General features: G+C 64.5%; 30 protein-coding genes. 18 read left to right on the top strand and 12 right to left on the bottom strand.

Annotated features, from left to right (window positions below; all coding sequences use genetic code 11):
• The first annotated feature begins 172 nt into the window (after positions 1–172).
• The 7 genes from dusB to C4900_RS00410 are packed head-to-tail and all read left to right on the top strand — an operon-like array spanning position 173 to position 5,958.
• Complete coding sequence (dusB, locus tag C4900_RS00435; protein WP_065969022.1) at positions 173–1,153, top strand: tRNA dihydrouridine synthase DusB; 981 nt, start codon at positions 173–175, stop codon at positions 1,151–1,153.
• On the top strand, positions 1,150–1,455 hold the full coding sequence (locus tag C4900_RS00430; protein ID WP_065969021.1) for a helix-turn-helix domain-containing protein: 306 nt from the start codon (positions 1,150–1,152) through the stop codon (positions 1,453–1,455). The genes dusB and C4900_RS00430 overlap by 4 nt, the downstream gene beginning before the upstream one ends.
• Positions 1,452–3,008, top strand: a complete 1,557-nt coding sequence (purH, locus tag C4900_RS00425; protein ID WP_065969020.1) for a bifunctional phosphoribosylaminoimidazolecarboxamide formyltransferase/IMP cyclohydrolase — start codon at positions 1,452–1,454, stop codon at positions 3,006–3,008. The genes C4900_RS00430 and purH overlap by 4 nt, the downstream gene beginning before the upstream one ends.
• Complete coding sequence (gene purD / locus C4900_RS00420; protein WP_065969019.1) at positions 3,008–4,282, top strand: phosphoribosylamine--glycine ligase; 1,275 nt, start codon at positions 3,008–3,010, stop codon at positions 4,280–4,282. The genes purH and purD overlap by 1 nt, the downstream gene beginning before the upstream one ends.
• Positions 4,279–4,434, top strand: coding sequence for a hypothetical protein (locus tag C4900_RS15895; RefSeq protein WP_170132357.1), 156 nt, complete (start codon positions 4,279–4,281; stop codon positions 4,432–4,434). Before purD ends, C4900_RS15895 begins: the two co-directional genes overlap by 4 nt.
• Positions 4,431–5,345: an oxygen-dependent coproporphyrinogen oxidase gene (gene hemF, locus C4900_RS00415; RefSeq protein ID WP_065969018.1), complete on the top strand. Its 915-nt coding sequence runs from the start codon at positions 4,431–4,433 to the stop codon at positions 5,343–5,345. The genes C4900_RS15895 and hemF overlap by 4 nt, the downstream gene beginning before the upstream one ends.
• A 28-nt stretch (positions 5,346–5,373) precedes the next feature.
• A complete protein-coding gene (locus tag C4900_RS00410) occupies positions 5,374–5,958 on the top strand; it encodes a thioredoxin fold domain-containing protein (protein ID WP_141689190.1) in 585 nt (194 codons plus the stop codon).
• Here C4900_RS00410 and C4900_RS00405 read toward each other — a convergent pair.
• On the bottom strand, positions 5,927–6,121 hold the full coding sequence (locus C4900_RS00405; RefSeq protein ID WP_065969016.1) for a hypothetical protein: 195 nt from the start codon (positions 6,119–6,121) through the stop codon (positions 5,927–5,929). The two genes, C4900_RS00410 and C4900_RS00405, sit on opposite strands and share 32 nt — an antisense overlap.
• 139 nt (positions 6,122–6,260) lie before the next feature.
• On the opposite strand from C4900_RS00405, the gene C4900_RS00400 reads away from it, so the two are divergent.
• From C4900_RS00400 to C4900_RS00390, 3 genes are all read left to right on the top strand, one after another.
• On the top strand, positions 6,261–6,686 hold the full coding sequence (locus tag C4900_RS00400) for a hypothetical protein (protein WP_065969015.1): 426 nt from the start codon (positions 6,261–6,263) through the stop codon (positions 6,684–6,686).
• Between the two features lie 90 nt (positions 6,687–6,776).
• Positions 6,777–7,199, top strand: coding sequence for a nucleotidyltransferase family protein (locus tag C4900_RS00395; RefSeq protein ID WP_170132356.1), 423 nt, complete (start codon positions 6,777–6,779; stop codon positions 7,197–7,199).
• Complete coding sequence (locus tag C4900_RS00390; protein ID WP_114282108.1) at positions 7,183–7,608, top strand: HEPN domain-containing protein; 426 nt, start codon at positions 7,183–7,185, stop codon at positions 7,606–7,608. The genes C4900_RS00395 and C4900_RS00390 overlap by 17 nt, the downstream gene beginning before the upstream one ends.
• 263 nt (positions 7,609–7,871) lie before the next feature.
• Here C4900_RS00390 and C4900_RS16815 read toward each other — a convergent pair whose 3' ends face one another.
• The 7 genes from C4900_RS16815 to C4900_RS00360 form a co-directional block, all read right to left on the bottom strand.
• Positions 7,872–8,531 carry a TonB-dependent receptor domain-containing protein gene (locus C4900_RS16815; protein ID WP_211306694.1) on the bottom strand — a complete coding sequence of 220 codons (660 nt, stop codon included), beginning with the start codon at positions 8,529–8,531 and terminating at the stop codon, positions 7,872–7,874.
• Positions 8,528–10,330: a TonB-dependent receptor domain-containing protein gene (locus C4900_RS16810; RefSeq protein ID WP_211306693.1), complete on the bottom strand. Its 1,803-nt coding sequence runs from the start codon at positions 10,328–10,330 to the stop codon at positions 8,528–8,530. Before C4900_RS16810 ends, C4900_RS16815 begins: the two co-directional genes overlap by 4 nt.
• 17 nt (positions 10,331–10,347) lie before the next feature.
• Entirely contained in the window at positions 10,348–11,148 is an 801-nt protein-coding gene (locus C4900_RS00380) for a winged helix-turn-helix domain-containing protein (protein WP_114282107.1), read from the bottom strand.
• Between the two features lie 565 nt (positions 11,149–11,713).
• Positions 11,714–12,319: a methylthioribulose 1-phosphate dehydratase gene (gene mtnB, locus C4900_RS00375; RefSeq protein WP_065969774.1), complete on the bottom strand. Its 606-nt coding sequence runs from the start codon at positions 12,317–12,319 to the stop codon at positions 11,714–11,716.
• 3 nt (positions 12,320–12,322) lie between these two features.
• Positions 12,323–13,444 carry a RuBisCO large subunit C-terminal-like domain-containing protein gene (locus C4900_RS00370; RefSeq protein ID WP_211306692.1) on the bottom strand — a complete coding sequence of 374 codons (1,122 nt, stop codon included), beginning with the start codon at positions 13,442–13,444 and terminating at the stop codon, positions 12,323–12,325.
• Entirely contained in the window at positions 13,441–13,980 is a 540-nt protein-coding gene (locus C4900_RS00365; protein ID WP_114282106.1) for a 1,2-dihydroxy-3-keto-5-methylthiopentene dioxygenase, read from the bottom strand. Before C4900_RS00365 ends, C4900_RS00370 begins: the two co-directional genes overlap by 4 nt.
• Before the next feature lie 15 nt (positions 13,981–13,995).
• Complete coding sequence (locus C4900_RS00360) at positions 13,996–15,444, bottom strand: DEAD/DEAH box helicase (RefSeq protein ID WP_065969779.1); 1,449 nt, start codon at positions 15,442–15,444, stop codon at positions 13,996–13,998.
• Between the two features lie 148 nt (positions 15,445–15,592).
• Between C4900_RS00360 and trxA the strand changes: the two genes are divergently transcribed.
• On the top strand, positions 15,593–15,919 hold the full coding sequence (trxA, locus tag C4900_RS00355; RefSeq protein ID WP_065969782.1) for a thioredoxin TrxA: 327 nt from the start codon (positions 15,593–15,595) through the stop codon (positions 15,917–15,919).
• Between the two features lie 167 nt (positions 15,920–16,086).
• Positions 16,087–17,343, top strand: a complete 1,257-nt coding sequence (gene rho / locus C4900_RS00350) for a transcription termination factor Rho (RefSeq protein ID WP_065969783.1) — start codon at positions 16,087–16,089, stop codon at positions 17,341–17,343.
• Here the strand turns inward: rho and C4900_RS00345 are convergent.
• The gene (locus C4900_RS00345; protein ID WP_065969784.1) at positions 17,340–17,990 is read right to left on the bottom strand and encodes an O-methyltransferase; all 651 of its coding nucleotides are present in this window, start codon (positions 17,988–17,990) and stop codon (positions 17,340–17,342) included. The two genes, rho and C4900_RS00345, sit on opposite strands and share 4 nt — an antisense overlap.
• Before the next feature lie 148 nt (positions 17,991–18,138).
• Here C4900_RS00345 and C4900_RS00340 point away from each other — a divergent pair, with 148 nt between their 5' ends.
• From C4900_RS00340 to C4900_RS00320, 5 genes are all read left to right on the top strand, one after another.
• A complete protein-coding gene (locus C4900_RS00340) occupies positions 18,139–19,095 on the top strand; it encodes a branched-chain amino acid transaminase (RefSeq protein WP_114282105.1) in 957 nt (318 codons plus the stop codon).
• Between the two features lies 1 nt (position 19,096).
• Entirely contained in the window at positions 19,097–19,318 is a 222-nt protein-coding gene (locus tag C4900_RS00335; protein ID WP_114282104.1) for a zinc-finger domain-containing protein, read from the top strand.
• Positions 19,315–20,358: a lipopolysaccharide heptosyltransferase II gene (waaF, locus tag C4900_RS00330; RefSeq protein WP_114282103.1), complete on the top strand. Its 1,044-nt coding sequence runs from the start codon at positions 19,315–19,317 to the stop codon at positions 20,356–20,358. Before C4900_RS00335 ends, waaF begins: the two co-directional genes overlap by 4 nt.
• Before the next feature lie 81 nt (positions 20,359–20,439).
• Positions 20,440–20,664, top strand: coding sequence for a hypothetical protein (locus tag C4900_RS00325; protein ID WP_114282102.1), 225 nt, complete (start codon positions 20,440–20,442; stop codon positions 20,662–20,664).
• Positions 20,648–21,313: a zeta toxin family protein gene (locus C4900_RS00320; protein WP_114282101.1), complete on the top strand. Its 666-nt coding sequence runs from the start codon at positions 20,648–20,650 to the stop codon at positions 21,311–21,313. Before C4900_RS00325 ends, C4900_RS00320 begins: the two co-directional genes overlap by 17 nt.
• 250 nt (positions 21,314–21,563) lie before the next feature.
• Here the strand turns inward: C4900_RS00320 and C4900_RS00315 are convergent, their stop codons facing one another.
• Together C4900_RS00315 and C4900_RS16525 are read right to left on the bottom strand one after the other, a co-directional pair.
• Positions 21,564–22,079, bottom strand: a complete 516-nt coding sequence (locus C4900_RS00315) for a ChaB family protein (RefSeq protein WP_114282100.1) — start codon at positions 22,077–22,079, stop codon at positions 21,564–21,566.
• Between the two features lie 1,075 nt (positions 22,080–23,154).
• Positions 23,155–23,343, bottom strand: coding sequence for a hypothetical protein (locus tag C4900_RS16525; RefSeq protein ID WP_233431928.1), 189 nt, complete (start codon positions 23,341–23,343; stop codon positions 23,155–23,157).
• Positions 23,344–23,924: 581 nt separating this feature from the next.
• On the opposite strand from C4900_RS16525, the gene C4900_RS15740 reads away from it, so the two are divergent.
• Entirely contained in the window at positions 23,925–24,506 is a 582-nt protein-coding gene (locus tag C4900_RS15740; RefSeq protein WP_147267088.1) for a hypothetical protein, read from the top strand.
• Between the two features lie 1,163 nt (positions 24,507–25,669).
• Here the strand turns inward: C4900_RS15740 and C4900_RS00300 are convergent.
• Positions 25,670–26,980: a hypothetical protein gene (locus C4900_RS00300; protein WP_114282097.1), complete on the bottom strand. Its 1,311-nt coding sequence runs from the start codon at positions 26,978–26,980 to the stop codon at positions 25,670–25,672.
• Between the last annotated feature and the right edge of the window lie 8 nt (positions 26,981–26,988).

Genomic DNA, 26,988 nt, shown 5'->3' with positions numbered 1-26,988 from the left:
GCGCTGTTATACCGTAGACCGTGCCTTTTGTCCAGCCCCCCGCTCGCATCAGCACACGCACGTTATCGGATGCTGATGGTCGTTGCTACATTTAGAATTGCTGTTGGACAAGGCTGGGTCTCCCCGCGCGCGCGTTTTGCCGGTATGATGTCCGCCTTCCCGGACACGACACATGCGCATCGGACCCTACACGCTCAAAAACACCTTGTTCGTAGCGCCCATGGCCGGGGTCACGGATCGCCCGTTCCGCATCCTGTGCCGGACGCTTGGGGCCGGCATGGCGGTGTCGGAGATGGTCACCTCGCAATCGCTGCTGTACGGGTCGGAAAAGACCCGTCGGCGGGCCAACCACGAGGGCGAACCCGAGCCCAAGTCGGTGCAGATCGCCGGCGCCGATCCCGCCCTGCTCGCCTGCGCCGCGCGCCACAACGTCGAAAACGGCGCCCAGATCATCGATATCAACATGGGTTGCCCGGCCAAGAAGGTCTGCAACGTCATGGCCGGCTCCGCGCTCCTGCGCGACCCGGCGCTGGTGGCGCGGTTGCTCACCGCCGTGGTGTCGGCGGTCGACGTCCCGGTCACCCTCAAGATCCGCACCGGATGGGATCGGGACCATCGCAACGGCGTGGAGATCGCGCGGCTCGCCGAGTCGTGCGGTGTGGCGCTGCTGGCCGTCCACGGGCGCACGCGCTCGTGCTTCTTCGAGGGCGAGGCCGAGTATGAGACAATCGCCGCCATCAAGTCCGCGGTACGCATCCCGGTGATCGCCAACGGCGATATCGACAGCCCCGAAAAGGCGCGCGCGGTACTCGAGGCCACCGGTGCTGACGGCCTCATGATCGGGCGCGCCGCCCAGGGGAGGCCCTGGATCTTTCGCGAGATCGACCACTACCTGAAGACCGGCGAGAGGCTGGCGCCGCCCTCCCGCGCCGAACTGTACGCGATCCTGATGGGCCACCTGGAGACGCTCTATGCATTCTACGGAGAACATACCGGGGTGCGCGTGGCGCGCAAGCACATCGGCTGGTACAGCAAGGGCCTGGCAGGCGGGGCCGGATTCCGGCGCGCCGTGAACCAGGCGGACTCGATCGAAGACCAAAGACGCCTCCTCGAGGCATTCTTCGGACGCTCGCCCGCAGGGCTTGCGGCATGAGCGAGGACAGGCCGGCGAGGGCCGGACAGGGACCGCTCGCCGGATGTGTGCGCTTGGCCGTAGAACGCTACTTCCAGGATCTGAACGGCCAATGCCCGGGGACGTCCTTGTATGAGACGGTCATAGGCGAGGTCGAGGCCCCGCTCATCGAGACGGTCATGCGCCATGTCGGCCATAACCAGTGTCAGGCGGCCAAGATCCTCGGGATCAACCGCAACACCCTACGCAAGAAGCTTTTGTGCTACGGGCTCGTCGAACGCCCGGAACCCCTTCCTCCCACACAAGGCAACGAGCTGTCATGAAAAGAGCGCTCATCAGCGTGTCGGATAAGACCGGCATCATCGATCTTGCCCGCGCGCTCCATGAGGCGGGCGTGGAGATCCTCTCGACCGGCGGCACCGCCCGGCTGCTGAGCCAGTCGGACATCCCGGTCGTGGAGGTCGCATCCTACACCGGCTTCCCGGAGATGCTCGACGGACGCCTAAAGACCCTGCACCCGCGCATCCATGGCGGCCTGCTCGGGCGGCCGGATCGGCCGGACCACCGCACGGCGATGCAAGACGCCGGGATCGGCGCCATCGACCTTCTGGTGGTGAACCTCTATCCCTTCGAACGGACCAGCCGCGATGCGCACGCGAGCTTTGCGGAGGTCGTGGAACAGATCGACATCGGGGGACCGGCGATGCTGCGCTCGGCGGCCAAGAATCACGAGCATGTGCTGCCGGTGGTCGACAGCGCCGACTACGAGATCGTGATCGAGGCCTTGCGGAACCCGGCGCGCATCACTCCGGACGTGCGCCGGCATCTGGCCAGCAAGGTGTTCGCGCATACCGCGCGTTACGACGGTATCATCGCCCGCTATCTGGAAGGGCCGGGGGAGGCGGACACGCCTGAGTCACTGCCCGAGGTCCTGACCCTCACCTTCGTGAAGCGCTACGCCATGCGCTACGGGGAGAATCCCCACCAGCGGGCGGCGTTCTACGAGACCCCGGGCGCAAGCCCGGCGTCCATCGCCCAGGCGACCAAGATCCAGGGCAAGGAGATGTCGTTCAACAACGTCGCCGACGCCGACGCCGCGCTCGAATGCGTGCGCGCGTTCGCCGAACCGGCGTGCGTGATCGTAAAACACGCCAACCCCTGCGGCGCGGCCTTGGGCGAGACCGTGGCCGCCGCCTACGATCGCGCCTACGCCACCGACCCGACATCGGCCTTCGGCGGCATCATCGCCGTAAACCGCCCGCTGGACGAAGCGACCGCCGCGCTCATCGTCGGGCGCCAGTTCGTCGAGGTCATCGTCGCCCCGGAGGTGAGCGCCCAGGCGGCGCGGATACTCGCGGACAAACCCGGCATCCGGGTATTGGTCGTCAACATGAGCGCGCCCACGCATACGGGCCTTGATTACCGGCGCGTGAGCGGCGGCCTCCTGGTCCAGGATCGTGATGTGCCCGAGGCCGAGGTCCGGCTCGAGCCCGTCAGTCGTCGTCGGCCGACCCCGACCGAGACCCGCGATCTCGTGTTCGCCTGGCGTATCGCACAGTTCGTGAAGTCCAATGCCATCGTGTTCGCGCGCGACGGGCGCACGATCGGCATAGGTGCAGGTCAGATGAGCCGCGTCGACAGTGCGCGCGTGGCGGTATGGAAGGCGCAGGAGGCCGGGCTTGAGGTCAAGGGCTCGGTGCTCGCCTCGGACGCATTCTTCCCGTTCCGCGACGGTCTCGACAGCGCCGCAGCCGCCGGCGTGACGGCCGTCATCCAGCCGGGTGGTTCGGTGCGCGACGCCGAGGTCATCGCCTCGGCCTGTGAACACGACATCGCCATGGTCTTCACGGGCCGGCGTCACTTTCGGCACGCCTGATGAAGATCCTGATCGTAGGATCCGGCGGACGCGAGCACGCCCTGGCATGGAAGGCCGCGCAGTCGCCGCTCGCCTCGGAGGTGCTGGTCGCGCCCGGCAATGCCGGGACGGCGCGCGAACCGAAGATCCGCAACTGCCCGGTTGCGGCCACGGACATAGCGGCCCTGATCGACCTCGCGCGCCGGGAACGGGTGGACCTCACCATCGTGGGACCGGAGGCCCCGCTCGTGGCCGGGATCGTCGATCGCTTCACCGAAGAGGGGCTCGCCTGCCTCGGGCCGACAGCCGCCGCCGCGCGACTCGAGGGCTCGAAAAGTTTCGCCAAGGCGTTTCTCGCGCGCCACGGCATACCGACCGCGCGCCATGAGACCTTCAGCGATCAGGCCGCAGCCGCGCGCTACCTTAAGGACCATCCCGGCGCACACGTCGTGAAGGCCGATGGCCTGGCATCGGGCAAGGGCGTGGTGGTGGCGGAGGATGAGGCCACGGCGCTCGCGGCGGCCACCGCAATGCTAAACGGCGAGTTCGGGGAGGCCGGCCGGCGCATCGTCATCGAGGAACGCCTGATCGGCGTGGAGGCGAGCTTCATCGTGCTCGCCTGCGGCCTCGACTATGTGGCGTTCCCGACCTCGGAGGATCACAAGCGGCGCGACGATGGGGACCGGGGACCCAACACCGGCGGCATGGGTGCATTCTCCCCGGCATCGGCGGTGGATGCCGCGCTCGAGATCGTCATCCGCCGAGAGATCATAGAGCCGACCCTGCGCGGGCTGAAGGCCGACGGCCACCACTACTGCGGGTTTCTCTATGCCGGCCTCATGCTGACCGCGGATGGGCCGCGGGTGCTCGAATACAACTGCCGCTTCGGCGATCCCGAGACCCAGCCCATCATGATGCGCCTGCGTTCGGATCTCGTGGCCCTCACGCAGGCCGCGGTACACGGTCGGCTGGGCGGCGAGACCCTCGAGATCGACCCGCGGCCGGCGCTGTGCGTGGTGCTGGCCGCGCCCGGCTATCCTGCGGACCCGCGCACGGGCGATATGATCGCAGGCCTCGATGCCGCCGACCCCCAGACCAAGGTATTCCACGCCGGCACCCGGGAGCTCGACGGGCAGGTACTGTCGAGCGGCGGGCGGGTGCTGGGCGTCACGAGCCTCGGTGCCACCCTGGAGGAGGCGCGCGAGCACGTCTACCGTCGCCTCGGGACCATTGCGCTCGACGGCGCGCTGTACCGGCACGACATAGGCCGCAGGCCGTACGGGGTCAAGCCATGAGCGCGCTGCGGCGGATGGCCGGGGTCTGGCACCGCGGCACCGGCACGCGCACCGGCCGGGCCTTGGATGCCGTCCTGGCCGGACGCCGCCAACATCCGGCGCACCCCCTCCCTTTACGTCCTGCCCGCTGCGGGCGCGTGATGCGCGCATGACGACGCCATGCATCGAGGTCGAGGCCTACCTCAAGGACCTGCAGGATCGCATCTGTCAGGCCGTGGCGGGACTCGATGGGGCCCCCGGCGGCTTTCGCGAGGACCTGTGGCAACGTCCCCAGGGGGGCGGCGGACGCACGCGCGTCCTGACCGGCGGCCCGGTCTTCGAACAGGCCGGCGTGAACTTCTCGCACGTCTTCGGGGAGGGCCTGCCGCCGTCGGCGACCAAGGGGCGGCCACAGCTCGCGGGGTCGGCGTTCGAGGCCGTGGGATTGTCGCTCGTCATTCACCCGCGCAACCCGTACGCGCCCACCACACACTGCAACCTGCGCTATTTCGAGGCCCGCACCGAGCCTGTCACATGGTGGTTTGGCGGAGGCTTCGACCTCACGCCCTACTACGGCTTCGCGGACGATGCGCGGCATTGGCACGCGACGGCGCGCGCGGCCTGCGCGGGCTATGACAGCGATAGCTATGCGCGCTTCAAGGCATGGTGCGATGAATACTTTTTCATAAAGCATCGCAACGAGCCGCGCGGCATCGGGGGGCTCTTCTTCGACGATATTCAAAGCGGCGACTTTGCGCGGGATTTCGCGTTCGTGAAGAGCGTGGGCGACCACTTCCTCAAGGCCTATCTGCCCATCGTCGAACGGCGCAAGGACCGTCCCTACGGCGAGCGCGAACGGGATTTCCAGCTTTACCGGCGCGGGCGCTATGTGGAGTTCAATCTGGTCTATGATCGCGGTACGCTGTTTGGGCTGCAATCCGGCGGGCGCACGGAATCGATCCTGATGTCATTGCCGCCCGAGGTGCGCTTTCGCTACGACTGGCACCCGGCACCCGGCAGTCCCGAGGCGGAACTCTACGATGTCTATCTGAAGCCCCGGGACTGGCTCGCCGGGCCGGGCTAGGGGCGGACGGCACGATCCAGGAGGGCGCGTGCGCGGCACGACAAGGATCACAGCGGGGGTTCTCGCGCTCCTCATGGCGGCGGGGGGCGCGCAAGCGCGGTCTGCCGACAATACCCGTCTTTGGACCTTCGTGCGGCACACCACCGCCATCCGCGAAGGCCGCCACCACGCCCGCCTCTACATGTTCTTCGACCCCAATTGCCCGTATTGCCACGACCTCTACGAGGCCCTGCAACCGATCATCCGCGCTCAGGGGCTCGGGGTGCGCTTTGTCCCGGTCGGAATACTTGCGCTATCGAGTTATGGCAAGGCCGCGGCCTTGCTCGAGGCCCGCCACCCGCAGACGGCCATGGCGCGCATGGAGGCGGGCTTTCATGGGGGTCGCGGGGCCATACGCCCGCGGCGGGCCACGGCGTCCGTGGCGCGCGCGCTGCTCTACAACGTCCGCCTGTTCGAGGCCGCCGGCGCCCGAGGCGTGCCGTTTGTCGTCTACAAAACACGCGCCGGCCATGTCCATACCGTCACGGGTGATCCGCCGGCCGCGGTACTCGCAGGCATCGTGGCGCGCATCACAGGCCGCCCTAGATCGACACCACGAACGGCAACACGGTAAAGGCAAGGCCGCCGATTATGAGCCATACTTCCCCGGAGACGAGCATAGGAAAGATCATGAGCGCTACGCCCGCGAACAAGGCGGTCGCGTGTTGCTGTTTGCGCCCATACACGAAATAGGCGGAGCCGATGATGCCGAAGATAAGACCGAGGATCAGATCCATAACACGCCTCCTCTTTCGCCAAGCGCCCGCATGGCGCGGGGCCGTCGGTCTACTGGGCTTTCTGCCGAACCTGTGGTCGTCCACCCCAACGCTGCTCGTACTGCACCATATCCACCAAGGATACAACCTGAACTGGGCGGTGGCGGCCCATTCGGGCACCTACCCGGCACCGGTGGCGGGTCTCACGGTCTCGGGCTGGACGGTGACCCCCGGGAGTCCCGTGAGCGGGCCACAGCCGCCCGACCGCATCGTGCGATTCTACGTGGCCGGGCGCGTGAAGCCCAAGCTCCTATGTCTCGTGGATGTCCGCTACTTCTTGCAAGGCAATGCCTGGGTCCCGTATTACCGCATGGACGAACACATGTACTTTACGCGCCGCGGCGATCGCTGGGTGCCGCTTACGCTCATGAACGGGGTGCCGGCACTCGTGACCGCAACCCCTCTGGGCTTTGCCAATGCCGCCGGTTACTACCAGGGCTTTAGCTTCGCACAGACCACCGGGCCCATCACGCTGACTGGCTGGACGGTCGCACGCGAGAACGCCGGGAACTTGCCGGCGCCCTAGGGTTCGGGCACGGCCGAGAAGACCGCCCCTGGTCGTTGTCACGGACAACGCCACACGCGTATGCTGGCGCATACGCTGAGAGGCGAAACCATGGACATCACAGCTTACACACGACCGGCACCGGAAGCGCGTCATCCGGCCGTCGACATCCGCGCACAGGCCCGGGAGCGGGCCGCGTCCATGCGCGAAATGGCCATGCGCGTGCTCGTCCCTCCACTTGCGCGACGTCTGGACGCGCGGCGCATCTGGCTGTTCGGGTCGGTGGCACGGGGCGTGCCGTCGCAGGATTCCGACCTGGACGTGCTCGTGGAGGTCGGGGAGAATGCCGCGGGCTTGCCGTTCAAAGAACGCGTGGCAGCGGCCTACGACGTGATCGCCGAGGCGCCCTTGGCGTTTGGCTGCGACATCATCCCGTGGACCAGCGCGGAACTCATCGCAAAGCACCAGACGGGCGGGCCGTTTTTCCGGACCCTCTGGGGAGAGCGGGATCTGCTTTATGAGCGTCGACGCTGATCTCGCGCAGGCTATGCGCTGGTTCAACACGGCGCGCGGTGACCTTGATACTGCCCGCGCGCTCCTCGGGCTTCAGCGCTACGCACCGGCGTGTTTCCACGCCCAGCAAGCCGCCGAGAAAGGCTTCAAGGGGCTGCTCGTGGCCACCGGCAGGCTTCCCAAGACCCACTCGATCGCCCAGCTCCTGCGAGAACTCCCGGAAGACGCGGGGAGGTGCCTGCGGCTCGCAGCGGCGGCGCGACTCGACAAGCTCTACATCGCCACGCGCTACCCAGATGCACTGCCGGAGGGCACCGACATCGGGGAGGCCTATGACGCCAAAGACGCGCAAGACGCAATCGACGTGGCCGAAGGGACCCTTGCAGTGCTCCAGCAATGGGGTGCTGAGCTCGGGGTCCCGACCCCGTAGCCCGAGGCATGAGGTGCCGGCCTCACATACCCCCGGCGCACACGCCGTCGGTCAGGCTCGATGCCATCGGCGATGGGCTGGGCGTGCGCCCGATGGCAGCCACATAGCCTCAGTCCCCGCCCACACGCGGCCAGGGCCGCACCACCCGGCGCGGCCCCGGCGGGCCCGATAGCGAGGCCACGAGCCCGCCCCGGACGGCCTTCCCTTAACCCCGCCCCCAAGCCCCGGCCCGGATCGGGGACGAGGCCGGGAGCAGACCACGGCTAGAACTTGGTGCTGAGCGAGACCTCGAACGAGCGCGGGGCGCCCGGCTCCCCGAGGAGCTGGCCTGCCACACCGTAGTACCCGCCGCTGCTGATATATTCATAGGCGTTGTACTGCTTGTTCAAGATATTGTAGACCCCGACATTGACGTCCACACGATGGACATGGGCGCCGAGATCGGTGCGCCCGACGGCCACCTTCAAAGACGCGTTCCAGATCCCGAACGCCGGCAGCTTCTGCCGGGTCGGCGCGTTGGTGTTGTTGTTGTAGATGTCCTGCGGCCCGGTGTATTGCCACCAGATGCTCGGCGTGTAGACGACGCCGCGATTGTACATCTCGTAGAACAGCCCGACATTGGCGGTCTGCGCCGGGACATTGGAGACCGGCAGACCATCATACGAGCCACCGCTCGGCGTCGTGTACTGGGAGTAGGTGGCGCGCTCGAAGCTTAGGTTGGCGAATACATGGAGCGTGTAGATCGGGTTATCTTCGGCATAGATGTTGACGCCATTGAACCGCGACGAACCCGATGCGAACAGACTGTAGAGGTGGCTCACCACCGGGATCGGTATGATCTCGTTGGTGTCGTCGAGGTTGTAGTAGTTGGCGCCGAATGCGGCATCGTTCAAGAGCCCGTCGTGGCGTATGAAGCCCTTCACACCCACCTGATACTGCGCGGATTTCTGGGGGCGAGGGAGCTCGCCAAGAGATGGGCGTAGGTGCCGGTCGCCCCCGCCGGGGCCTTATAGGCGGTGGAGTAGTTGGCATACAGCGCCAGCACCTTCGTGGCCTGCCAGTTGACCCCGATAGAGGGCTCGACCTCGCTGAAGGTGGTGGACGAATTCGGGGCATTGTTGCCGCCGGTGCCATCACCGTTCGTGCCGATCTGGTTTGCGACATTGACCGGGAACATGGACGAGGCGTTATTGACGAAATTGGTCTGGAAGCTTACGACCCGCACGCCGGGCGTTATGCGCAGCGATTTGAACGGCTGGATGTCGTCCTGGATGAAAGCCGCGAGGTCGGTCATATACATGTACGAGTCGTGGTAATGACTCGGGAGCGACAGGCTGTAGTTGACGGGCTGGCCGTTGACCGTGGCATTGTTGCCGGCATTGGGCCCGTAAGCATACTGCGCGGGCAGCGAGGCATTATAGAACTCGAGCAGCGAGGCATACTTGCTGTTCAGGTAATAACCCCCCACCGACACGTCGTTATAGGGGGCATGGATATCGAAGTAGAGCTTGTCCCCATAGGTGTCGCTGGTCGTATAGTAATATTGGTTCAGGACGTTATTGTTGTTGCCATAGTTGTCGTAGTGTAGATGCTGGCGATGCCCATAGCGATACCAGATCAGGTTGTGCATCGTGATGTTGCTGGCGATCTGATCGACGAACCGCGAGTACAGTAGTTCGGTGCTGACGACGCTCTGCTTCCAGTACTCGGAATAGGGCAGGGTGGTATAGAACCCGGTCGTCTGCTGGCTATAGAGGGGTCCGGGATTGACCGCACCGGTGGAAGGGTTCACGCCGTTTACGGTGACATTGGCATTGGGGGCCACCGGGATCGGCAACGGTCTATAGGATTCCGAGCGCGCGTCGTAGGCACCGAAGCTCACGTGTCCGCCATGGAAGGTCTTGCGGAACTTGGCGTAGTAGGCATGGTTTTTCGAGGGATTGTTGAACCCGTAGCCATGCAGATAATTGCCGTCGGCGCGCGTCACGCCGCCTGCGACGACCCCCGACCAGCCATCCCCCATCTTGCCCGTTTGGACGTTGAAATATCCGCCATAGGTGCTGAAGCTGCCGGCAAACGTCCCCAGGGTGGCGCTCGCCCGACGCGCCGGTTGCAGTGGCGCGAAATTGATCGACCCGCCGATGTTGTTATACCAGCGGTTCATCGCGTAGCCCGGGCCATAGGTCACGGACATCGCCTGTATCAACGACAACTGCGGGATCTCCGAGGCCTGCCACACCGTATAGGCGGGATCGACCATGGGCACGCCATCGAAGGTCACCATGACCGTGCCGTCGTTGGCGTTGCCGGCGATGTTGCCCCACCCGGTCTTCATGCCGTTGATACTGATGCTAGACCGCGGGGCACCGCTCACGCCCTCGGTCGCGACATTGACGCCAGGGGCGACGGACAGCGCCTGCGCGGCGCCGCTGGCCGGCCCGGCCAGGCTCATCTGCTTCTTACCGATGACTTTGATGGACTGGGTGGATTTGAAGATCTGTTTCTTGGTAGGGGTGCCCTCGAGGGTGTTCAGGGCCTCCGAGTTGGCGGATACATGGCCGACATTGACATAGGACGAACCCGAGGAGGCGGTGGCGGCATTGGCGCCGCCGACGGTAGCGGCATTGGCCGCGCCGGTAGCGCACAGCAGGGAGGCCACGAGCAGCCGCAATGGCGGGCAAGCGGTGCGGGTCGCGCGTGATCGGGGGTGATGTGCCAACATGAAAGCTCCTCCTGAGGTTATAGGCAAGTGAGTGGGTCTATCCATGGCGCGCCATGGCCGCTGCCGGTGTCATCGGCTGCTGATAGGGTGTAGCGGTATCCGAGGCAATGGACGGTCTCGATACAATCCGGGGCGCCGGCATCACGCAATAGCTTGCGCAGCCGCGAGACACACACGGCGAGCGCGGCCGGGGTCATCGGGCGGATACCGTTGATGCCCGAGCACAGCCGTTCGGTGGTGAGCAGCCGGCCGGGACTGCGGGTCAGTTCATGCAATACGCTGAAATGGCGCGGCGACAGGACGAGCGGCCTATCACCCACCCGCACCTGGGCGGTGCGCGCATCGAGCCACAGACCATTGGCATCGGCGGCCACCCTGGGTTCTTTGAGGGCGGGGCTATTGACGATCCGCGATAGGCCCTGGATCAACGTCTGCGTATCGATCGGTACAGGCACAAAGAGCGCGGCACCGGCGTTGAGCGCATCAGCCTCCCGGCGCGGCGGGCCCAGGAGTACGAAGGGCAGGGGACCCGAGGTCTGGCCGGGGGGCCAGCCGGCTACGGAGGCGATGCGATCCGTAACCACGGCGCTGGCATCAAGCGCCCGCGCGGCCCGATCGACATAACGGAGCCGCGGGACACGATGGCATGTCCACCCGGCGCTCATAATGGCATGCACGCAAGCCGGGGCGAGCGGATTGGAGACGCAAAGCAGCACCGCCGGCGGCCTGGGGGCGCTGCGGAACTTCTTCTGGATTGCGGATAGCGCCAGCTTCAGCTGACAGACCGCAGTATGCACGAATAGCGGCAGGAGACACATGTCTCGAGACCTTTAGGTCATGACGTTTTATAAAAGGAACACGAGGGGGCCCTTGCTATTAGGAATTGGTCTTGGCCCCCCGCGACCACAGCAAGCAGAAGTGTATGTGGGCAATATGACGGTTCTGTAAAGGAATCCTTTCACCGGCGCGGGAGGCGGTGAGCCGGCCGGGGCAGGCCCGATTACGGCCGTGCCCCGCAGCGGTTGATCGCATGTAGCCGTCTCTTGGCGTGGGGATGGGCGCTCACCGCCCGGCCCTGATGCCCTTTCAACAGAAGGGCGGGGGTGGGGCCGCCTGCCATCCAGGCCGTGGGGTGACCGGCGTGCGCGTCGCGTGGAGGGATAGCGAGGCTGAGTCTGTCGGCGCCCGCGCTTGCGGAGTCGATACCCAACGCCCGCCTATCGGGTGGCAGGGCCGGGATCGTGGGCGGGCGGGGCACGGCCGTGGGACACCTTAGCGCATGGGGCCGCATGGCAGGCGATATGAGGCGTGCCCTGCCCCCATCAACGAAGATTCCCCGATCCGGCGGTTCCCGGGGCGCGCCGCCCGCGGTAGGGGGCCGGCCTAAAAGCCGCGCGCGAGCAGGGTGAGAAGGAACTCCACCGCCTCGAAGTGCCGAAGCGCCTCGGAGATCGTTTGACCCCACGCCGTCACACCGTGATCGCGCACGATGAGTGCCGGCAGGGGGCGCGGGTGGTCGCGCAGAAAGGTCTCGACGGCCTGCCCTATGGACGCCACGTCCGGGTGGTTGGCAAAGACCGGCAGGGCGGTGGGCGTGCCATCGTCCCATACCCCCAGGGCCTTGATCATCTCCACGCGCGGCAAGACCACGGGGTCGCGTCCGCGGCTTGCGAGCACGGCCTCGACGGAGTGACCATGCAGGCACGCGGCGGCCGATCCCTGCGTGTTGTAGATCGCACGGTGAATGGCGGTCTCGGCCGAGGGCTTGCGATCCCCGCCACCTTCCAGCACCCGACCGTCAGCGAGCGCGATGCGCAGGAAGTCATCGGTGTTGAGTTCGCCCTTGCAGAGGCCACTTGCCGTGACCCAAAACGACTGATCGTCGGCGCGCGCGCTCAAGTTCCCGGCAGTTGCCCGCATCCATCCACGCTCATAGAAAAGCCGTCCTATGGCGATCAGCCGGGGCCTTGGATCGACGGTCTCGTTCACGGTCTAAGCGTCCATGGCGGCAAAGAAGGACTCGACCGCAGCCTTGGGCCCGGTGGCGGCATCGAAGATCGCGGATCCGGCGTTGATGACAAGATCGCGCCCGTAATCGGCAAGGAGCGCCGGCACGATCGCGGGCTTGATGCCAGCCGACGGCCCGGGGAACACCGCGGGCCAGTGGTCATCGCTATCGGTGAGTGCCGTAATCACCCGCGATTCGTCGGCGGCCGAGAACGGCAACGACCCAAAACGCGCCGGGTGGAGCACGACATCGGCCCCGGCATGCCGCATGAGCCGTCCCAGGACCAGGGCGTAATCGATGCCATGGTCGGGGGCCAGGGCCAGGGCGCCGGCGAGCGCCGGGTGGGCGATGATGGGCACGCCGATCGCGGGATCGCGGGCCAAGGCCTCGAGCATGGGATAACCGTACACCAGCACGTTCAGCAGCAAGGCATTGGCGCCCTCGGCGACCAGCGCGCGGGCGGTGGCGAGCAGGGTGTCGGCGCGCCCGGTGACGTTGACCGCATACAGGAAGTCGCGTCCACGGCGATCGCGGATCGCCTCGATCACGGGACGGCAGGCGCGCAGGCGTTCCCGGGTGGGTGCTTGCGCGAGATTGCCGAGGATCTCGTCATCCTTGACAAGATCGAGTTCGGTATCGGCGACTGCGCGCAGCAAGGTCGCGTGATCCGCCGCGGTGAGCCCCAGGGCCGGCTTGAAGATCGCCATGAGCAGCGGCCGGCCGGCGACACCCAGGCGCGCGCGCAGCCCGGCTATGCCGAAACGCGGGCGGGTCCCAAAATCCGGAGGCAGGCGCAGGTCCACGAGGCGCGCGGGGCCGGCCAGGCTGTATTTTCCGAACACCATCGTAAGCAGCGTGCCGATGTCATATTCGGTGTTGGCCGCCGGAAAGGCCACTTGCGCCCGCGCCCCGTCGCCATCGGCACGCACCTCGAGCACCTGTCCGCGACAAGCGGCGAGCGCCTGTTCACGCCCGGCGAAACGCGCGTCGGCGCTACCCAGGGTCTGGCCTATGGCGATGATCTCGGCCTGGCGCCCGGCATCGACCCCGGACGGAAAACGGTAGGTCGCAATGACCAGAGGGGTTGACGAAGCGCCGGGGATCACGCCAGCACGATGGGTGTATGCGTGTACACCGGTATCCAACCCGCCTGATCCGTGAAGTAACGTACCGCCTTGATACGCGGGGCGTCACCCATTACGAACCAATGCTCGGCGCGCGCCGGGACATTGATGTAATCTCCGGCCACGACCTTAAGGAGCATCTGCGTACCATCCTGTTCGACAAAGCCGAAGTATCCCGCGCCCGCCAGGACATAACGCACCTCGTCATCGTCGTGATAATGGATGGCCGAGAACTTGGCGAGCGCCTCGCGTAGGCCCGCCAGTTCCTCGTGCAAGACGATGAGGTCGCGGGCTTGATAACCCGATTCGGCCTGCAGGGCCTGGAACCTGTGCTCGACAAGGCCCAGAAGCTGCTCCTTTTGCGCATCAGTGAGTACCTGCGCGGCCAACAGCTCGCGGGCGAGCGCGCCTTCGGGCAGGGGCCAGTGACGCAACGTCACGCCCAACGGCGCCAGATGCGCGGCGATACGCGCAGGCTCCGTGACGCGCGATCCATCCTGCAAACGAAGCTCTGCCATAAGGGTTCCTTGTCGCTAACCGAGGACCGGTTTCTCGGGGGCCTTGCGGCCGTGCGGCCGCACCGGCTCCGCGGGCCGGGGTTCGGCAGGCCGGGAAGGGGCCGGCTTGGGGGCCAAAGAGGCCGTGTGCGCGGGAGAGGCCGCGGGCGCGGGGCGTCGCGGGCCGCGCGCCTCCTCGTGCGGCCGCCTGGATGAATGGCGGTGGCCGCGATCACGCGCAGTGGACTCGCCACGCGTGCGCGCATGGTGGCCGACATGTTCGCGCGGGGCCTTGTGCGCCGGGCGCCTCAAGGACACGATCAGGTCGTCCGTGACGCGCGCCACCGGGATCTTGTGGCCGATGTAGGCCTCGATATCCATGAGCGAAAAGGCGTACTCGTCGCACGCCAGGCTCACCGCCTCGCCGGCGGCCCCGGCGCGCGCCGTTCGCCCTATGCGATGCACGTAATCCTCGGCGTCCTGCGGGAGGTCGTAATTGAAGACGTGGCTCACGTCCGGTATGTGCAGACCACGCGCCGCCACGTCGGTAGCGACCAGTATCGGAAAATGCCCCCCCTGGAAATCCGCGAGCAGGCTCTGACGCTTTTGCTGCGGGACGTCCCCGGAAAGCACCGCGGCCGCGAAATCATTGGCCTCGAGCCACCCCTGCACGCGCTCCGCGGCATGCTTGGTGTTGGTGAACACCAGCCCCCGCGATACCTGCTCACGGCGCAAAAGCCCGACCAGCACCGGCAGCTTTTCCTCCTGGGCCACATGATAGAGTCGCTCGCGCACCCGCTCGGCGGTCATCTTTTCCGCCTCGATGCGTACAAGCTCGGGGTTATTCATGTGCTCGTAGGCCAGTTCCATGACGCGATAGGACAGCGTCGCCGAAAACAGCAGGCTCAAACGCTTGTCGACCGGCGGCATGCGATGCAGCAGGTAGCGGATGTCTTTGATAAAGCCGAGATCGAACATGCGGTCGGCCTCATCCAGGACCATCACCTCCAGCGCGCGCAAATCGAAGACGTGCTGCTTGAAATAGTCGATGAGGCGTCCCGGGGTGCCGATGAGGATATCGACACCCTCCTCGATGGCCTTGCGCTGACTCTCGTAACCGGTCCCGCCATAGGCGAGCTGGATACTCTGCGCGCACCCCGCACCCAACACCAGGGCGTCCTTGTGGATCTGGATGGCCAACTCGCGCGTGGGCGCAAGGATCAGGGCACGCGGCTGGTTCGGCCGTCGATCCGCGGGCGAGGGCACCATCAGCAGGCGGTTGAAGACCGCCAGAAGAAAGGCCGCGGTCTTGCCGGTGCCGGTCTGGGCCTGCCCGGCCACGTCGTGGCCGGCGAGCGCCTTGGGCAAGGTGGCCGCCTGGATGGGTGTACAGTGGGTGAAACCGGCGCTGAGGACTCCGGCGAGGAGTGGTTCCGGCAACCCGAGGCCCGAAAACGCTTGCTGGGTAAGGTGAGTATCATTCATTAGTGACCTAGCATAGCAAATGGTGGGGGCCGGGGAAACCACGGGCACTCTTGCCAAGCTCCGTCCGTTCCGTCCACAATACCCCCACTGCGACGTATTCCTCTCAACCGAGATCCCAAAAACAAACTGACCAACCGAGACCCCGACCATGAGCCAAGGCATCATTTATGTAACGGACGACACCTTCCAGGAGGCCGTGTTGAATGCGCCCGGTCCCGTGTTAGTGGATTACTGGGCCGAGTGGTGCGGGCCGTGCAAGATGATCGCCCCGGTCTTGGAGGAGGTCGCGCGCGACTACAAGGACAAGCTGACGGTCGCCAAGTTGAACATCGACGAAAATCCCGCAACCCCCCCGAAATACGGCATCCGCGGCATCCCGACCCTGATGCTCTTCAAGAACGGCGGGGTGGAGGCCACCAAGGTGGGGGCCATGTCGAAGTCCCAACTGTCGGCCTTCCTGGACGACAACCTGTAGCGTGAGCACCTCGGTCGCGCGGTACTGGACTGCGGGCGGCCGAGGTGATAAGGTTCCGGGCCAGGAAGCGCGGTTCCCCTGCTTTCCCTTTATCTCAACCCCTTTTCTGATCAGGTCGCGGATTCATCCGCCGTTTTCACGCCTGACGGTTTCTCAAAAAGATGACAATGCACCTTTCCGAACTAAAACGTAAACCCGCCACCGAGTTGGTGGAAATGGCGGTGGCCCTCGATCTCGAGGGGGGCAGTCGCCTGCGCAAACAAGACCTCATATTCGCGATCCTGAAGGCCCAGGCCAAAAAGGGCGAGGATATCGTGGGCGAGGGGGTCGTCGAGATCCTCCAGGATGGCTTTGGTTTCCTGCGCTCGTCCGACAGCTCCTATCTCGCGGGCCCCGACGACATCTATGTGAGCCCGAGCCAGATCCGCCGCTTCAATCTGCGGACCGGTGACACGGTGACGGGCAACATCCGGCCTCCCAAGGAATCCGAACGCTATTTCGCGCTCCTCAAGGTCGAGAACATCAATTTCCAGTCGCCCGAGGAGGCGCGCAACAAGGTCCTCTTCGAAAACCTGACACCGCTCCATCCGCTGAACCGCCTCAAGCTCGAACAAGCGAACTCATCGACCGAAAATCTCACCTCGCGCGTCATCGATCTCATATCGCCGATCGGCAAGGGCCAACGCGGGCTCATCGTCTCGTCGCCGAAGAGCGGCAAGACCGTGATGCTCCAGCAGATCGCGCATTCGATCACCGCCAACCACCCGGAGTGCGTACTGATTGTGCTTTTGATCGATGAGCGCCCGGAAGAGGTGACGGAAATGACCCGGTCGGTGCGCGGCGAGGTGATCTCCTCGACCTTCGACGAGCCGGCGACCCGCCATGTGCAGGTCGCGGAGATGGTCATCGAAAAGGCCAAGCGGCTCGTCGAGCACAAGCGCGACGTCGTCATCCTGCTCGACTCGATCACGCGTCTCGCGCGTGCCTACAATACCGTCGTACCGGCCTCCGGCAAAGTATTGACCGGTGGTGTCGACGCCAATGCCCTGCAGCGCCCCAAGCGCTTTTTCGGGGCGGCACGCAACATCGAGGAAGGGGGCAGCCTGACGATCCTCGCCACCACGCTCGTCGAGACCGGCTCCAAGATGGACGACGTCATCTACGAGGAGTTCAAGGGCACAGGCAACATGGAGATCCATCTCGACCGGCGCCTGGCCGAGAAGCGCGTCTACCCGGCCATCAACATCAATCGCTCCGGGACGCGGCGCGAGGAGCTGTTGATCGATCCGGGCGAGCTCCAGAAGCTCTGGATCCTGCGCAAGCTCCTGCACCCGATGGACGATCTCGAGGGATCCGAGTTCCTGCTCGACAAGCTCAAGGCGACCAAGAACAACGCCGAATTCTTCGATTCGATGCGGCGCTAAGCGGCGGCCGTCTTCTTACGCGCGACGGTCACCCCGTCGCGCACCGTAAGGAGCACGGCGTCCATGTCGGGGTCGTTCTGGACCTTGCGGTTGAAGGCGGCGATAGCGAGATCGGCGGGGGTGGTGGGCGCGAGCACCCGGCCCGACCATAGGGTATTGTCGGCGACGAACAGTCCACCCGGCCGCAGCAAGGGCAGGGCGCGATCATAGTAGAGCGGGTAGTTTTCCTTGTCGGCATCGAGAAACACGAGATCGAAGACCTGTCCGCGCAAGGCCTCGAGGGTGTCGAGCGCCAGGCCCGCGCGGATACGGATCTTGCGGCCGTAGGGGGTACGATCGAAGAACCGCTGGGCGATGGCAATGGCCTCGGGGTCCTTCTCACAAGACAGCAGCTCGCCGTCGGCAGGCAGGGCGCTGGCCATGGCCAGCGCCGAATAGCCGGTGAAAAGGCCGATCTCCAGGACTCGGCGCGCCGGACAGAGCAGCACGAGTAGGCGCAGGAGCGCGGCCTCGAGCGGCCCGCTCAACATCGCCGCGTCGGGGCGGTGCGCATGGGTGTAGTGCTCGATCTCGGCGAGCGCCTCCGGCAGGGCCGTGATGTGGGCGCGGGCGTAGTCCTCGAGCGTCTTGTCGATGAGCCTTTCCATAGCGGCCACCAGTCTCACGCGTTCGCGCGACAGGGCAAAGAGACCTCTTGTCCCCGTTGCGGAGCGGTTCCTTTGGGTTCAGTATGAGCCGGCCCTGGCCACAATGCCAGGCCGCGAACAAGCGACACTTTGGCGAGGAGGTTTTGGTATGTCCATGGCGGATCGTGACGGGGTGATCTGGTATGACGGCAAACTCGTGCCCTGGCGGGACGCGAATACCCATGTGCTGACCCATACCCTGCATTACGGTATGGGTGTGTTCGAGGGCGTGCGCGCGTACCCGACGAGCGCCGGGCCTGCGGTGTTCCGGCTTGACGCCCACGTGGACCGCTTGTTCCGCTCGGCGCACATCATGGGCATGGCCATGCCTTATGACAAGGAGACGGTGCGCGAGGCGATCCTCGCATCAGTGCGCGAGAATGGTCTCGAATCGGCCTACATCCGGCCCATGGCGTTCTACGGTTCCGAGGGTATGGGGCTTCGGGCGGACAAGCTCAAGGTCCACCTGATCGTGGCCGCCTGGGCGTGGGGGGCCTATCTCGGCGACGAGGCCCTGGAGCGCGGCATACGCATCAAGACCTCCTCGTTCAACCGCCATCATGTGAACGTCACCCTGTGCAAGGCCAAGACCAACGGCAGTTACATGAATTCCATGCTCGCCCTGCGCGAGGCCCAGCAATGCGGTTGTGACGAGGCCCTGCTACTCGACACCGAGGGCTATGTGGCCGAGGGCAGCGGCGAGAACATCTTCATCGTGCGTAACGGCGTGTTGCTGACGCCGGAGCTGACCGCAGCACTCGAAGGCATCACGCGCGAGACGATCATGGAGCTCGCAGGCGAGATCGGGGTGCCGGTGCGCGAGAAGCGCATCACGCGCGATGAGGTCTATATCGCCGATGAGGCGTTCTTCTCGGGGACCGCGGCCGAGATCACGCCGATCCGCGAGCTCGACTTCCGCCCCATAGGCCTGGGGCACCGCGGACCGATCACAGAAAGGCTCCAGACCCTCTATTTCGAGCAGGTCCACGGACGGCGCAAGACCCATCCCGAATGGGTGACCCCGGTGGGCGAGGCGATGGCAGCGCCACGCTCGCAGAAGGCCTGACATGGACAAGGAACAGCTGGCGCCGACCCCGACGGCGCGCGCCATGCGCGTCGAGGTCACGCACGCCGACCTCCCGCTGCACTGCCCGATGCCCGCCATGAGCCTCTGGAACTCGCATCCGCGGGTGTTCCTGCCGATCGATGTGAGCGGCGAGGAGCGTTGCCCTTACTGCGGAACAGTCTATGTCCTCACCGACATGAAGGAACTCCCGGACGGGCGATGAGCGCCACGCGGGCGCTGATCGTGGGGCCAGCCTGGGTGGGCGATATGGTCATGGCCCACAGCCTGTTCCAGCTCCTGAAGGCGCGCGATCCCGATCGCGCCCTGGACCTCATAGCCCCCCCGGCGACCCTGCCGCTCGCCGCGCGCATGCCCGAGATCGCCGACACCATCGCGCTCGCCATCCCGCACGGCCGGCTCGCCCTGCGCGAACGGTTGCAGCTCGGTCGCAGGCTGCGGGAACACCATTACGCGCAGGCTTATATCCTGCCGCGGTCCTACAAGTCCGCACTGCCGGCGTGGGCGAGCGGCGCGGCGCGCCGCACAGGTTATCTTGGCGAGGCCCGCTACGGACTCATTAACGACATTCGCCGCGAGCCCGCGGGCGGCAAGCTGAAGACTGTCGAGCGCTTCCTGCTCCTGGGGCTCGAGCCCGGCGAGCCCTTGCCGGAGGTCCCGGCCCCGCGCCTTCGCGCCGACCCGGAAGCGGGAAGGCGGTGCGCCGAGCGCTTCGGGGTCGATCTTACGGCGCCGCTCCTCGCGCTCTGCCCCGGGGCCGAATACGGTCCCGCGAAGCGCTGGCCCGCCCGCCATTTCGCGCGGCTTGCGCGGACATACCATGATCGCGGATGGCGCGTCCTCGCGCTCGGCGGCCCACGCGATCAGGAGGTCGCCGGGGCCATAGGCACGCTGTCTGAAGGCGCGTGCGCCAACCTGACCGCACAGACCACCCTGCTCGAGGCCGTGGACCTCTTGGCCCTGGCCACTGCGGTCGTCAGCAACGACTCGGGCCTTATGCACGTCGCGGCCAGCCTCCATAAACCCATGGCGGCGGTCTTCGGATCCTCGGATCCCCGCCACACCCCACCCTTGGACGACCGCGCGGTCACAGTCACCCTGGGTCTTGAATGCAGTCCCTGCTTTGCCCGCACCTGCCCCTTGGGTCACCTGCGCTGCCTCGAGGATCTCACACCAGAGCGCGTGGAAGAGGCCCTGGAAGTGACAATGGAGGCCCGACGGGCGACCGTTCGAATCGACTCCTAGCGAAGGCCATCGCTGCCTTCGCCCTGACGGGCAACCCCCGCGCGCGGCTGCCCCTAGGCGCCCCCACGCTATAATATCTCGATGGAAAAGGATCGACCGCACGATGAGGCCCCGACCGGTTTGCCGGACACCGCGGCCTATCTCGACGACCCCAGGGCCCCGTGGAATCGGCTGTTCGAGGGCTGGCGGGAAACTATGGTCGCGAAGGACGAGGCACGGCTTCAACGTCATAGGGAGCGTCTGCGCGCCGCCGTGAACCAAGGTCGCGGTGAGAACCAGTCTCCCCCTTATGAGCGAGCCGACTAAGCCCACCCTTCTCGTGATTGCCGGGCCCAACGGGTCTGGAAAGACCACCATCACACGCCGCATGGTCGATCTGTCGTGGTGTCGGGATCTGTGTCTCGTGAACCCGGATGCCATTGTGGCCTCGCTTCCTGGCGGCTTTCGTGCCCATACAAACGCGCCGCGAGCTGCCCTTGCGGCCGGCAGGCGGCGATACCAGGCGCTTGCGGCCGGTCAGGTTATCGTCTGCAAAACCGTGTTCGCCGCGCACGCTGACCCGGCCCGCTTCGTGCGGGCGGCGCGCAATAAGGGCTGTCGCACCCACCTCCTCTTCGTCGCGACCCGGGATCCGGCCATCAACGCCTATCGGGTCGCGCGGCGCTACATGGAGGGAGGCCATGCGATCCCCGTGGATACCATCGTCGATCGCTATTACCGGTCCATGACGAATCTATCGCGATCACTTGCTGACTTCGATCTCGTACACATTCTCGACAACTCGGTCGATGCGCGAGCACCCGCCCTCGAATGCGTGGCAGATAACACCGCAAGACGCCTCTGGCTCGCGGACTCTGTGGAAGACTGGGTGCGCGTTGCGACGGCGGGCGTAGCGACCGTTCGTAGACCCCAGCGCGCTGGGGCCCCGACCTTGCCGCCGTATTTCTCACCATGATCGTGGCGGGCGTCGATCAATGCCTGGCTTGGCCTCCCGCCGGGCCAATCAAAGCCCATCGACCATCACCCTGATCCCTCACAGTGCGCGTCCGCGCCTGGATCGGCGCGCTGGCCGTGACATAAGGTTCCCTGTGTTGCAGACCCGTCGGCGCAACTTTCGGTAACGTGCGTCCCGCCAGGCCCGACTTACGGATCCGGCCTCACCCCTGACATCGGCCAGCCCCGCGCGGCGGGGCGCGTAGCGGCCGTCATCGTCCGGGGGGCTTTGCGTGCAAGCCCACAGGCGAGCCGGACTTGCGGACCACATGACCCCGTCCGGTGCGCGCGGGCTTCTCGGTCGAGCGGGGACGGGTCGCAGGACCCCGCGCGGCCTGGGCATCCGATGGCCCCTCTTCGTCCTTGCGCACCCAGAGATTGCCGGTCTTTTCGTACTCGTGCTTCAGGGCGCTGTAGGCGACCCTGTGGGCGAGCGCCCCATCACCATACGTCTTTTCAGCGCTCGCGAGCGCCTTGCGCCACAGGCTCTGGGCATGACGATCGGAGCGGGCGATGGTCGAGGGGATATTCGCACCCGCGGAAGGACTCCTGGGCCGACTCGCCTTCGCAGTCTTGACTGTCTTGCCCTTGGCATTTTTGGTCTGCGCACGCTGGCGACTCGGGGTTGCGGATTGCGCAGTGTGCGCGCGGGCCGCCGGCTTCGATCTCGTTGTCGTTTTCGAGGCCGACTTCTTTTCGGTTTCCGTCGATGACTTTTTGCTCGGCATGGATGTCTCCTCTGTGATAAAGGTCTATTGCAACCTACTTAGAGGCGTAGAGCATCCCACCTGCGAGGGATCAGGGCTTACACAAATCATTTAAATAAAGACGCGATCCCCCCTTACCAGCTCGCAAACCCTGCGCATCGTGGACCACTGGCGTTGTAAAATTCGACGCGTTGGCTCTGCGCTTAGCGCGCCCGGCACTCGATGGACGCCTTAATCGTGGCCTGAAAGACGAAGAGACGTTGGCCGCGTCCTGCTCGTGCTGGCCGGCACAGAGCCGCGGAGATCACACATCAACGCGCCTTCCAGACAGCCACCCGCAAAGCTATCGCTAGCGTAATGCAAGACGGCGGGCCTGGGGCGCGCGATGCAACAATGCCCACAGTAAAGGAGCGGCCGCCCCACCTGCTGCTGCCCGTAGCCCGGGTGCGCATGGGCTCTTTAAAGGAGGGCGGCGCGCGGAGTTCGCGGGTGGCGCAATAGCGTCGCCTTTGGAGTATCACGGCCTTCAGTTCGCTCGCCTTGTCAGGGCCGCCTCCCCCCCCCCCCCTTCGAGACCACGCCGCTTGCGTGCCCGAAGGCGGCGGCCCATCGCCACCATCCTGCGAGCCACGCAGGGTCTTGCCATCAAGTGCCACGGGTTCGTCGACCGTGGTCTGCGGCATTTGCGGACAATCCCCCAGTTGCGCCTTAAGCGCCTCGATATCGACGGCCTGGAGTAGGCGGCGGATCGTGGGCTCGGAGAGGGCTCATAGCGGCCGTCGGCGGCCCGGCAGCAGCACAGCATCGGTGGCGGGCGCCTGCGCCTCCGTTTGGCTATCGCGATGGGTCCTTGGCCCCCGCTGATCACTGCACAGAGAACGATGGCGGGCAGCAAATGTTGGCCGTGGCGCCGGCGGCGCATGGCGCACGGGCTATCCAGGGATGCGAGGCGCGCAAAGAGCGCGCCGGCATCTGTAGCGGACAGCTGCATGGTCTTCACTTCCAGGCGAGGCAGGTCGCTGTTGTTGACGGTCAATCCCCGACATGGCCATGGCAACGTCGGTGGCCATCCAATCCAGGTATTGTGGGAGGCACTTCAACGCCGTATCGGCCGGCCAGGGGCCTCCGGGGGCGCGATCAGTAGCTCGGCTGGGACGCCGCCACCTGGGCCCGGGGCCTCCAGCGGATCATCGGCAATTCCCGGTTCCTGATCCTGCTCCATGTGCCGATTCAAAACCTTGCAAGCCCCATGTTCGCGCTCGCCCTGCGCACGGTCACCGCTCATTGGACGGCCGCCTACGGAGTCCCGCCCCCCTGACCGAGACCCTCCCCGATCCCGCCCACCCGACGGACTGTTCGGCTGGCAATGCCGGACATTGCTATCGGGTCGCCCACTGGACCGACGTAGGCCTCACCACCGGTCGCGCCCGCGCCGGCCGCCACCATCTCCGCATAGGGCAAGCCTCAAGCAGATCCTGCTTTACCCGCCCGCGCCAACGCCCGCCACACACCCCAGCAAGCCCCGGAGATCGAGCACCCCGGCGCTCCGACGGGGCGTCGATTCACATTGAGAATTGCTGCGTGGCTTTTGTCCGATCCTTGCCAGTGCATGGAACTCTGAGGTAGCAACTTAAGGTAAAATCTCTCATTATTTAAATGGCAAAGCTGGTGATACCCGCCGTATAGGCGGGCTCAGCCTCGACAATTTTGGAGCACGCGTCTTTTGTCATAGACCCAGATATAGTAAGACCAGCAGACGTTCCCAAAAAAACGTGGGTACTTTTGATCTTATTGACAGAATTATATATAGAAAGAATCATGTGTTTGAATCCTGCGTGACCGATCAACCCCGGAGTCTTTTCAGAAATGGATAATCAATTCGTCGCGGACCGCAACTCACCGCCTTACCAAGCTGGGAGTTTTTCTTTTTCTGACATTGGTCAGGCTTTAACGGCCCAGGTGAACGCGCTCAAAATTCCCCCATCACCCGGATCTCTACAAGCTCCAAATGAGGTTGGGTCACTAGAAGGGCGACTCTTTGAGGCAACGGCGAATGTAAAGGTGCTTACTTCGCAAATCGCGATGCATATGAGCCGTGAATGGCGCGATATGTTGTTTAGGCAGCTGGATTCCTTACACGATCCCGAGGAGTGGGATCCTGAGGATGCCCCCATTCAGAAGGCGTCCTTTGCTACTTTCCTAAAGGCCATTTTTCAGCTTGCGCCCAAAGCAAGGCCGGGGCTTGGGCTGTCCTATCGAGGATATTTACTTGCCGCATGGGTACATGACACTGATCGCTTAACGATAGAATTTCTGCCGAACGATCGGGTACGCTGGGTAATATCGAAAGACGTAGAGAACGAACCCGAGCGCTTTGCTGGCGATGTTCATGTGTCGCGTCTGGTTGAAAGCCTTAAACCATATGAACCTCAGAGGTGGCTGATTTAGATGGTTAAAGAAGGGCAGCGGTTGCCTGATGAGCATCACGTCTTGCGGCGCGTGCCATGGGCGCGGCTTATCAGGGATGGCGACGGAAGCGTTATCAGGTTTTTCCCTGAGGCCCTCGTATTGCGAGACCATGAGGAGGATCTCTCTGTCAGCTGGGTTGAGTACCATGACGGCACGGCGCACGAAAGGCGGGTCGCGCAGCACGTTCGGGAGTTAAGGCAAGCGAGCGCCAGAATCAATAAGGCAATTGGGCCCAAAACGGGCTTGGGAATTGCTAAAGTACTTAAGGTAATGGGGGTCTGCGGAGGTCTCGCAAGGCACGCGCGGATCGTGTACACAACGAGCAGCATTGGGTCTCGCTCGTCGATCAAGGAACTGCCTCGGGATGACATGGGGTTCTTGAGGCCTTGGCCACTCAGGCCTTTACGGAAAGGGTCACGAATAATGAAAGGCCCGCCGCAAGTGGCGATGACAGCTGCATTGGCTCGACAGTGATCCGCATACGTTATGTGAAGTCCGGTGGCGGTTAACCTCAATTGAAGGGCAACCGCTAAAGAAGGGGTTTTCTAGAAACCGGGCTGATCGGCCAGGCCCATCGATCCGCACGTCACGCTAAGCGCATTCCCTCGATCTGGGATTAGCGACGATCCGACCTGCCCGACGAGGCGGTCATCGCCTTGCACGACTTCCTGGAGATGTTCTTCCGGAGCCGCTACTTCGCCCAGCTCCATCGCCACACCAACGAGCGGCCGGCACGGAAGGACTCCGGCGATCCTATGCCGCCGCTGAACGACCCGCCGTACTGATCCATTCGCCGCGCCTCTGGCGGCGTCAAGCCCGCTCTCTTTGATTTGCGCCCCGCGTCCCTCACGGATCGTGAATAATGCTCCGCCAAATACCGTGACCGCTCTCAGGGGTTAATGGAGCGGATATACTTTGTGTGATCTCGAATAGGTTAGGACGCGGACCGAAATACGAGCGGGGCGTGGCACACTACCCGGCTCAACCCAACAGACGCGACTCGGAAATCAGCCTCGGCGGCTCGCGGTCGAGACGAAACGCCAACAAGCACCAGCCACGGCATCGATTTCTGCCGAGACCATGCGCGGTCACGCAACGCTCGCCATGTGCCGCCGAGCAAGGTTTTCCGGGGCATCTCAAGCTTAGTTTGTGCGACGATTCCGCATCGACCCCAGCCCTCGCGTCAGAGCAAATACGGTGACACCAGCGACCGCGGTGCCCCGCACCGGCAGGCTGGCCAAAAGAGTCCGTACGTTTTTACTTTGAGGGCCATAGACTATTAATGCGCCGACTTTGTATTTTCTCAGGAATTGCCGAAAGGATCTCTTGTAGCCCGCAACAAGAGGCCCTCCATTTAGCGTGTTGTCGACCGCGATCTCGGAAAAAGGTCGTGGTTCCGCCCCTCCGACATATCCGCCCACCATACGAAAATAGAAGCGCGTCTGTGCCTGAAACCACATGCCAGGCCCATATGGCAGAACGATGACTCGCTCTCCGGGCCTGATGTAATCCTTATATTGGCCCGTGAGGAAGAACGGCGGATCCGGCAACGATCCATGCATGGGAAGCGAGTCTACATTGGGAAGCAGAAACAGTACGGCCAGACCGCCCGCCAAGCGTCTTTTCCAAAGCGCCGAGGAAGAACGAGCATACCACGTCGCCGCAATGATCGCGGCCACCATGGAGACATAGAGCGCGAGGCGCGCAGGCAGCGCCTTGTCGAGCAAAGGGAGGTGCGTGAAGAGCATCCATGGTTCAATCACGGGGGTTATTTGGCCGAGAATTCGCAACCTTGAGCCGAGGCTTAGAATGGCGAACGTAACGAGCATGACCAGGAGGTAGCGCGCCTTCGGTGCGAAGCCGAATTCGCGGGCATAGAGGATCATGATGCTGACTAGCGGAAGCCCGAGGTATGCATCTTTATCGGACATCCCCGCAGCAAGGTCGCTTCCCATGGGACCAAATAGGCGGGTACCCAACCAAAGGACATCGGTTGGTATAACAAAATTGAGCGGGTCCGCCACGACGTCCGAGGGCGATATGCCTATCGCATTCTGCAGGTGCCCGGACGCCGGCCCCAGCATAGAATAGATATAAGGCGCCAGAATAACCAAGGAGAGCAGAAAAGCGGCACCAGCCTCTAAAATTGTACTTTTTAGGCTTGGAGCGCCGTCCATCAAGGCCGGGGACAATACGGCCAGCGTCATGGCAATGGCAGAACAAACACTTCCGGTGGCGAATATCTCGCTTGACACACAAAACTCGAACGCCAGTAGCGCGGCGGATGTGGCAATGAAGGTTTTCCGTCCGATGCGACCGTGTAAGCGCAAGAGGAAAAACCAGAGCAGGAAAGGCAAAGCCCAGACCACCGCAAGGTTCAGCTCACCCAGAAGCTGCGCGAATTCGTAACTGGAGAAGCCAAAAAGCCAGCCCCCGAAGACCGCTGCCCCCAAGGAAGGTC

The organism is Acidiferrobacter thiooxydans (assembly GCF_003333315.1).
Lineage (GTDB): Bacteria > Pseudomonadota > Gammaproteobacteria > Acidiferrobacterales > Acidiferrobacteraceae > Acidiferrobacter > Acidiferrobacter thiooxydans.
This window is presented reverse-complemented; position numbering and strand designations above follow the sequence as displayed.

Excerpts from the sequence above, each read along its gene's own strand:
- purD (WP_065969019.1), top strand. The coding sequence starts at position 3,008 with ATGAAGATCCTGATCGTAGGATCCGGCGGACGCGAGCACGCCCTGGCA.
- hemF (WP_065969018.1), top strand. The coding sequence starts at position 4,431 with ATGACGACGCCATGCATCGAGGTCGAGGCCTACCTCAAGGACCTGCAG.
- C4900_RS00315 (WP_114282100.1), bottom strand. The coding sequence starts at position 22,079 with ATGCCGAGCAAAAAGTCATCGACGGAAACCGAAAAGAAGTCGGCCTCG.
- C4900_RS00340 (WP_114282105.1), top strand. The coding sequence starts at position 18,139 with ATGTCCATGGCGGATCGTGACGGGGTGATCTGGTATGACGGCAAACTC.
- C4900_RS00335 (WP_114282104.1), top strand. The coding sequence starts at position 19,097 with ATGGACAAGGAACAGCTGGCGCCGACCCCGACGGCGCGCGCCATGCGC.
- C4900_RS00365 (WP_114282106.1), bottom strand. The coding sequence starts at position 13,980 with ATGGCAGAGCTTCGTTTGCAGGATGGATCGCGCGTCACGGAGCCTGCG.
- C4900_RS16810 (WP_211306693.1), bottom strand. The coding sequence starts at position 10,330 with ATGTTGGCACATCACCCCCGATCACGCGCGACCCGCACCGCTTGCCCG.
- C4900_RS00360 (WP_065969779.1), bottom strand. The coding sequence starts at position 15,444 with ATGAATGATACTCACCTTACCCAGCAAGCGTTTTCGGGCCTCGGGTTG.
- C4900_RS00395 (WP_170132356.1), top strand. The coding sequence starts at position 6,777 with ATGGACATCACAGCTTACACACGACCGGCACCGGAAGCGCGTCATCCG.
- C4900_RS00325 (WP_114282102.1), top strand. The coding sequence starts at position 20,440 with ATGGAAAAGGATCGACCGCACGATGAGGCCCCGACCGGTTTGCCGGAC.
- C4900_RS00380 (WP_114282107.1), bottom strand. The coding sequence starts at position 11,148 with ATGTGTCTCCTGCCGCTATTCGTGCATACTGCGGTCTGTCAGCTGAAG.
- C4900_RS00390 (WP_114282108.1), top strand. The coding sequence starts at position 7,183 with ATGAGCGTCGACGCTGATCTCGCGCAGGCTATGCGCTGGTTCAACACG.
- waaF (WP_114282103.1), top strand. The coding sequence starts at position 19,315 with ATGAGCGCCACGCGGGCGCTGATCGTGGGGCCAGCCTGGGTGGGCGAT.
- C4900_RS16525 (WP_233431928.1), bottom strand. The coding sequence starts at position 23,343 with ATGAGCGGTGACCGTGCGCAGGGCGAGCGCGAACATGGGGCTTGCAAG.
- C4900_RS00405 (WP_065969016.1), bottom strand. The coding sequence starts at position 6,121 with ATGGATCTGATCCTCGGTCTTATCTTCGGCATCATCGGCTCCGCCTAT.
- rho (WP_065969783.1), top strand. The coding sequence starts at position 16,087 with ATGCACCTTTCCGAACTAAAACGTAAACCCGCCACCGAGTTGGTGGAA.
- C4900_RS00430 (WP_065969021.1), top strand. The coding sequence starts at position 1,150 with ATGAGCGAGGACAGGCCGGCGAGGGCCGGACAGGGACCGCTCGCCGGA.
- dusB (WP_065969022.1), top strand. The coding sequence starts at position 173 with ATGCGCATCGGACCCTACACGCTCAAAAACACCTTGTTCGTAGCGCCC.
- trxA (WP_065969782.1), top strand. The coding sequence starts at position 15,593 with ATGAGCCAAGGCATCATTTATGTAACGGACGACACCTTCCAGGAGGCC.
- C4900_RS15740 (WP_147267088.1), top strand. The coding sequence starts at position 23,925 with ATGGATAATCAATTCGTCGCGGACCGCAACTCACCGCCTTACCAAGCT.
- C4900_RS15895 (WP_170132357.1), top strand. The coding sequence starts at position 4,279 with ATGAGCGCGCTGCGGCGGATGGCCGGGGTCTGGCACCGCGGCACCGGC.
- purH (WP_065969020.1), top strand. The coding sequence starts at position 1,452 with ATGAAAAGAGCGCTCATCAGCGTGTCGGATAAGACCGGCATCATCGAT.
- C4900_RS00320 (WP_114282101.1), top strand. The coding sequence starts at position 20,648 with ATGAGCGAGCCGACTAAGCCCACCCTTCTCGTGATTGCCGGGCCCAAC.
- C4900_RS00345 (WP_065969784.1), bottom strand. The coding sequence starts at position 17,990 with ATGGAAAGGCTCATCGACAAGACGCTCGAGGACTACGCCCGCGCCCAC.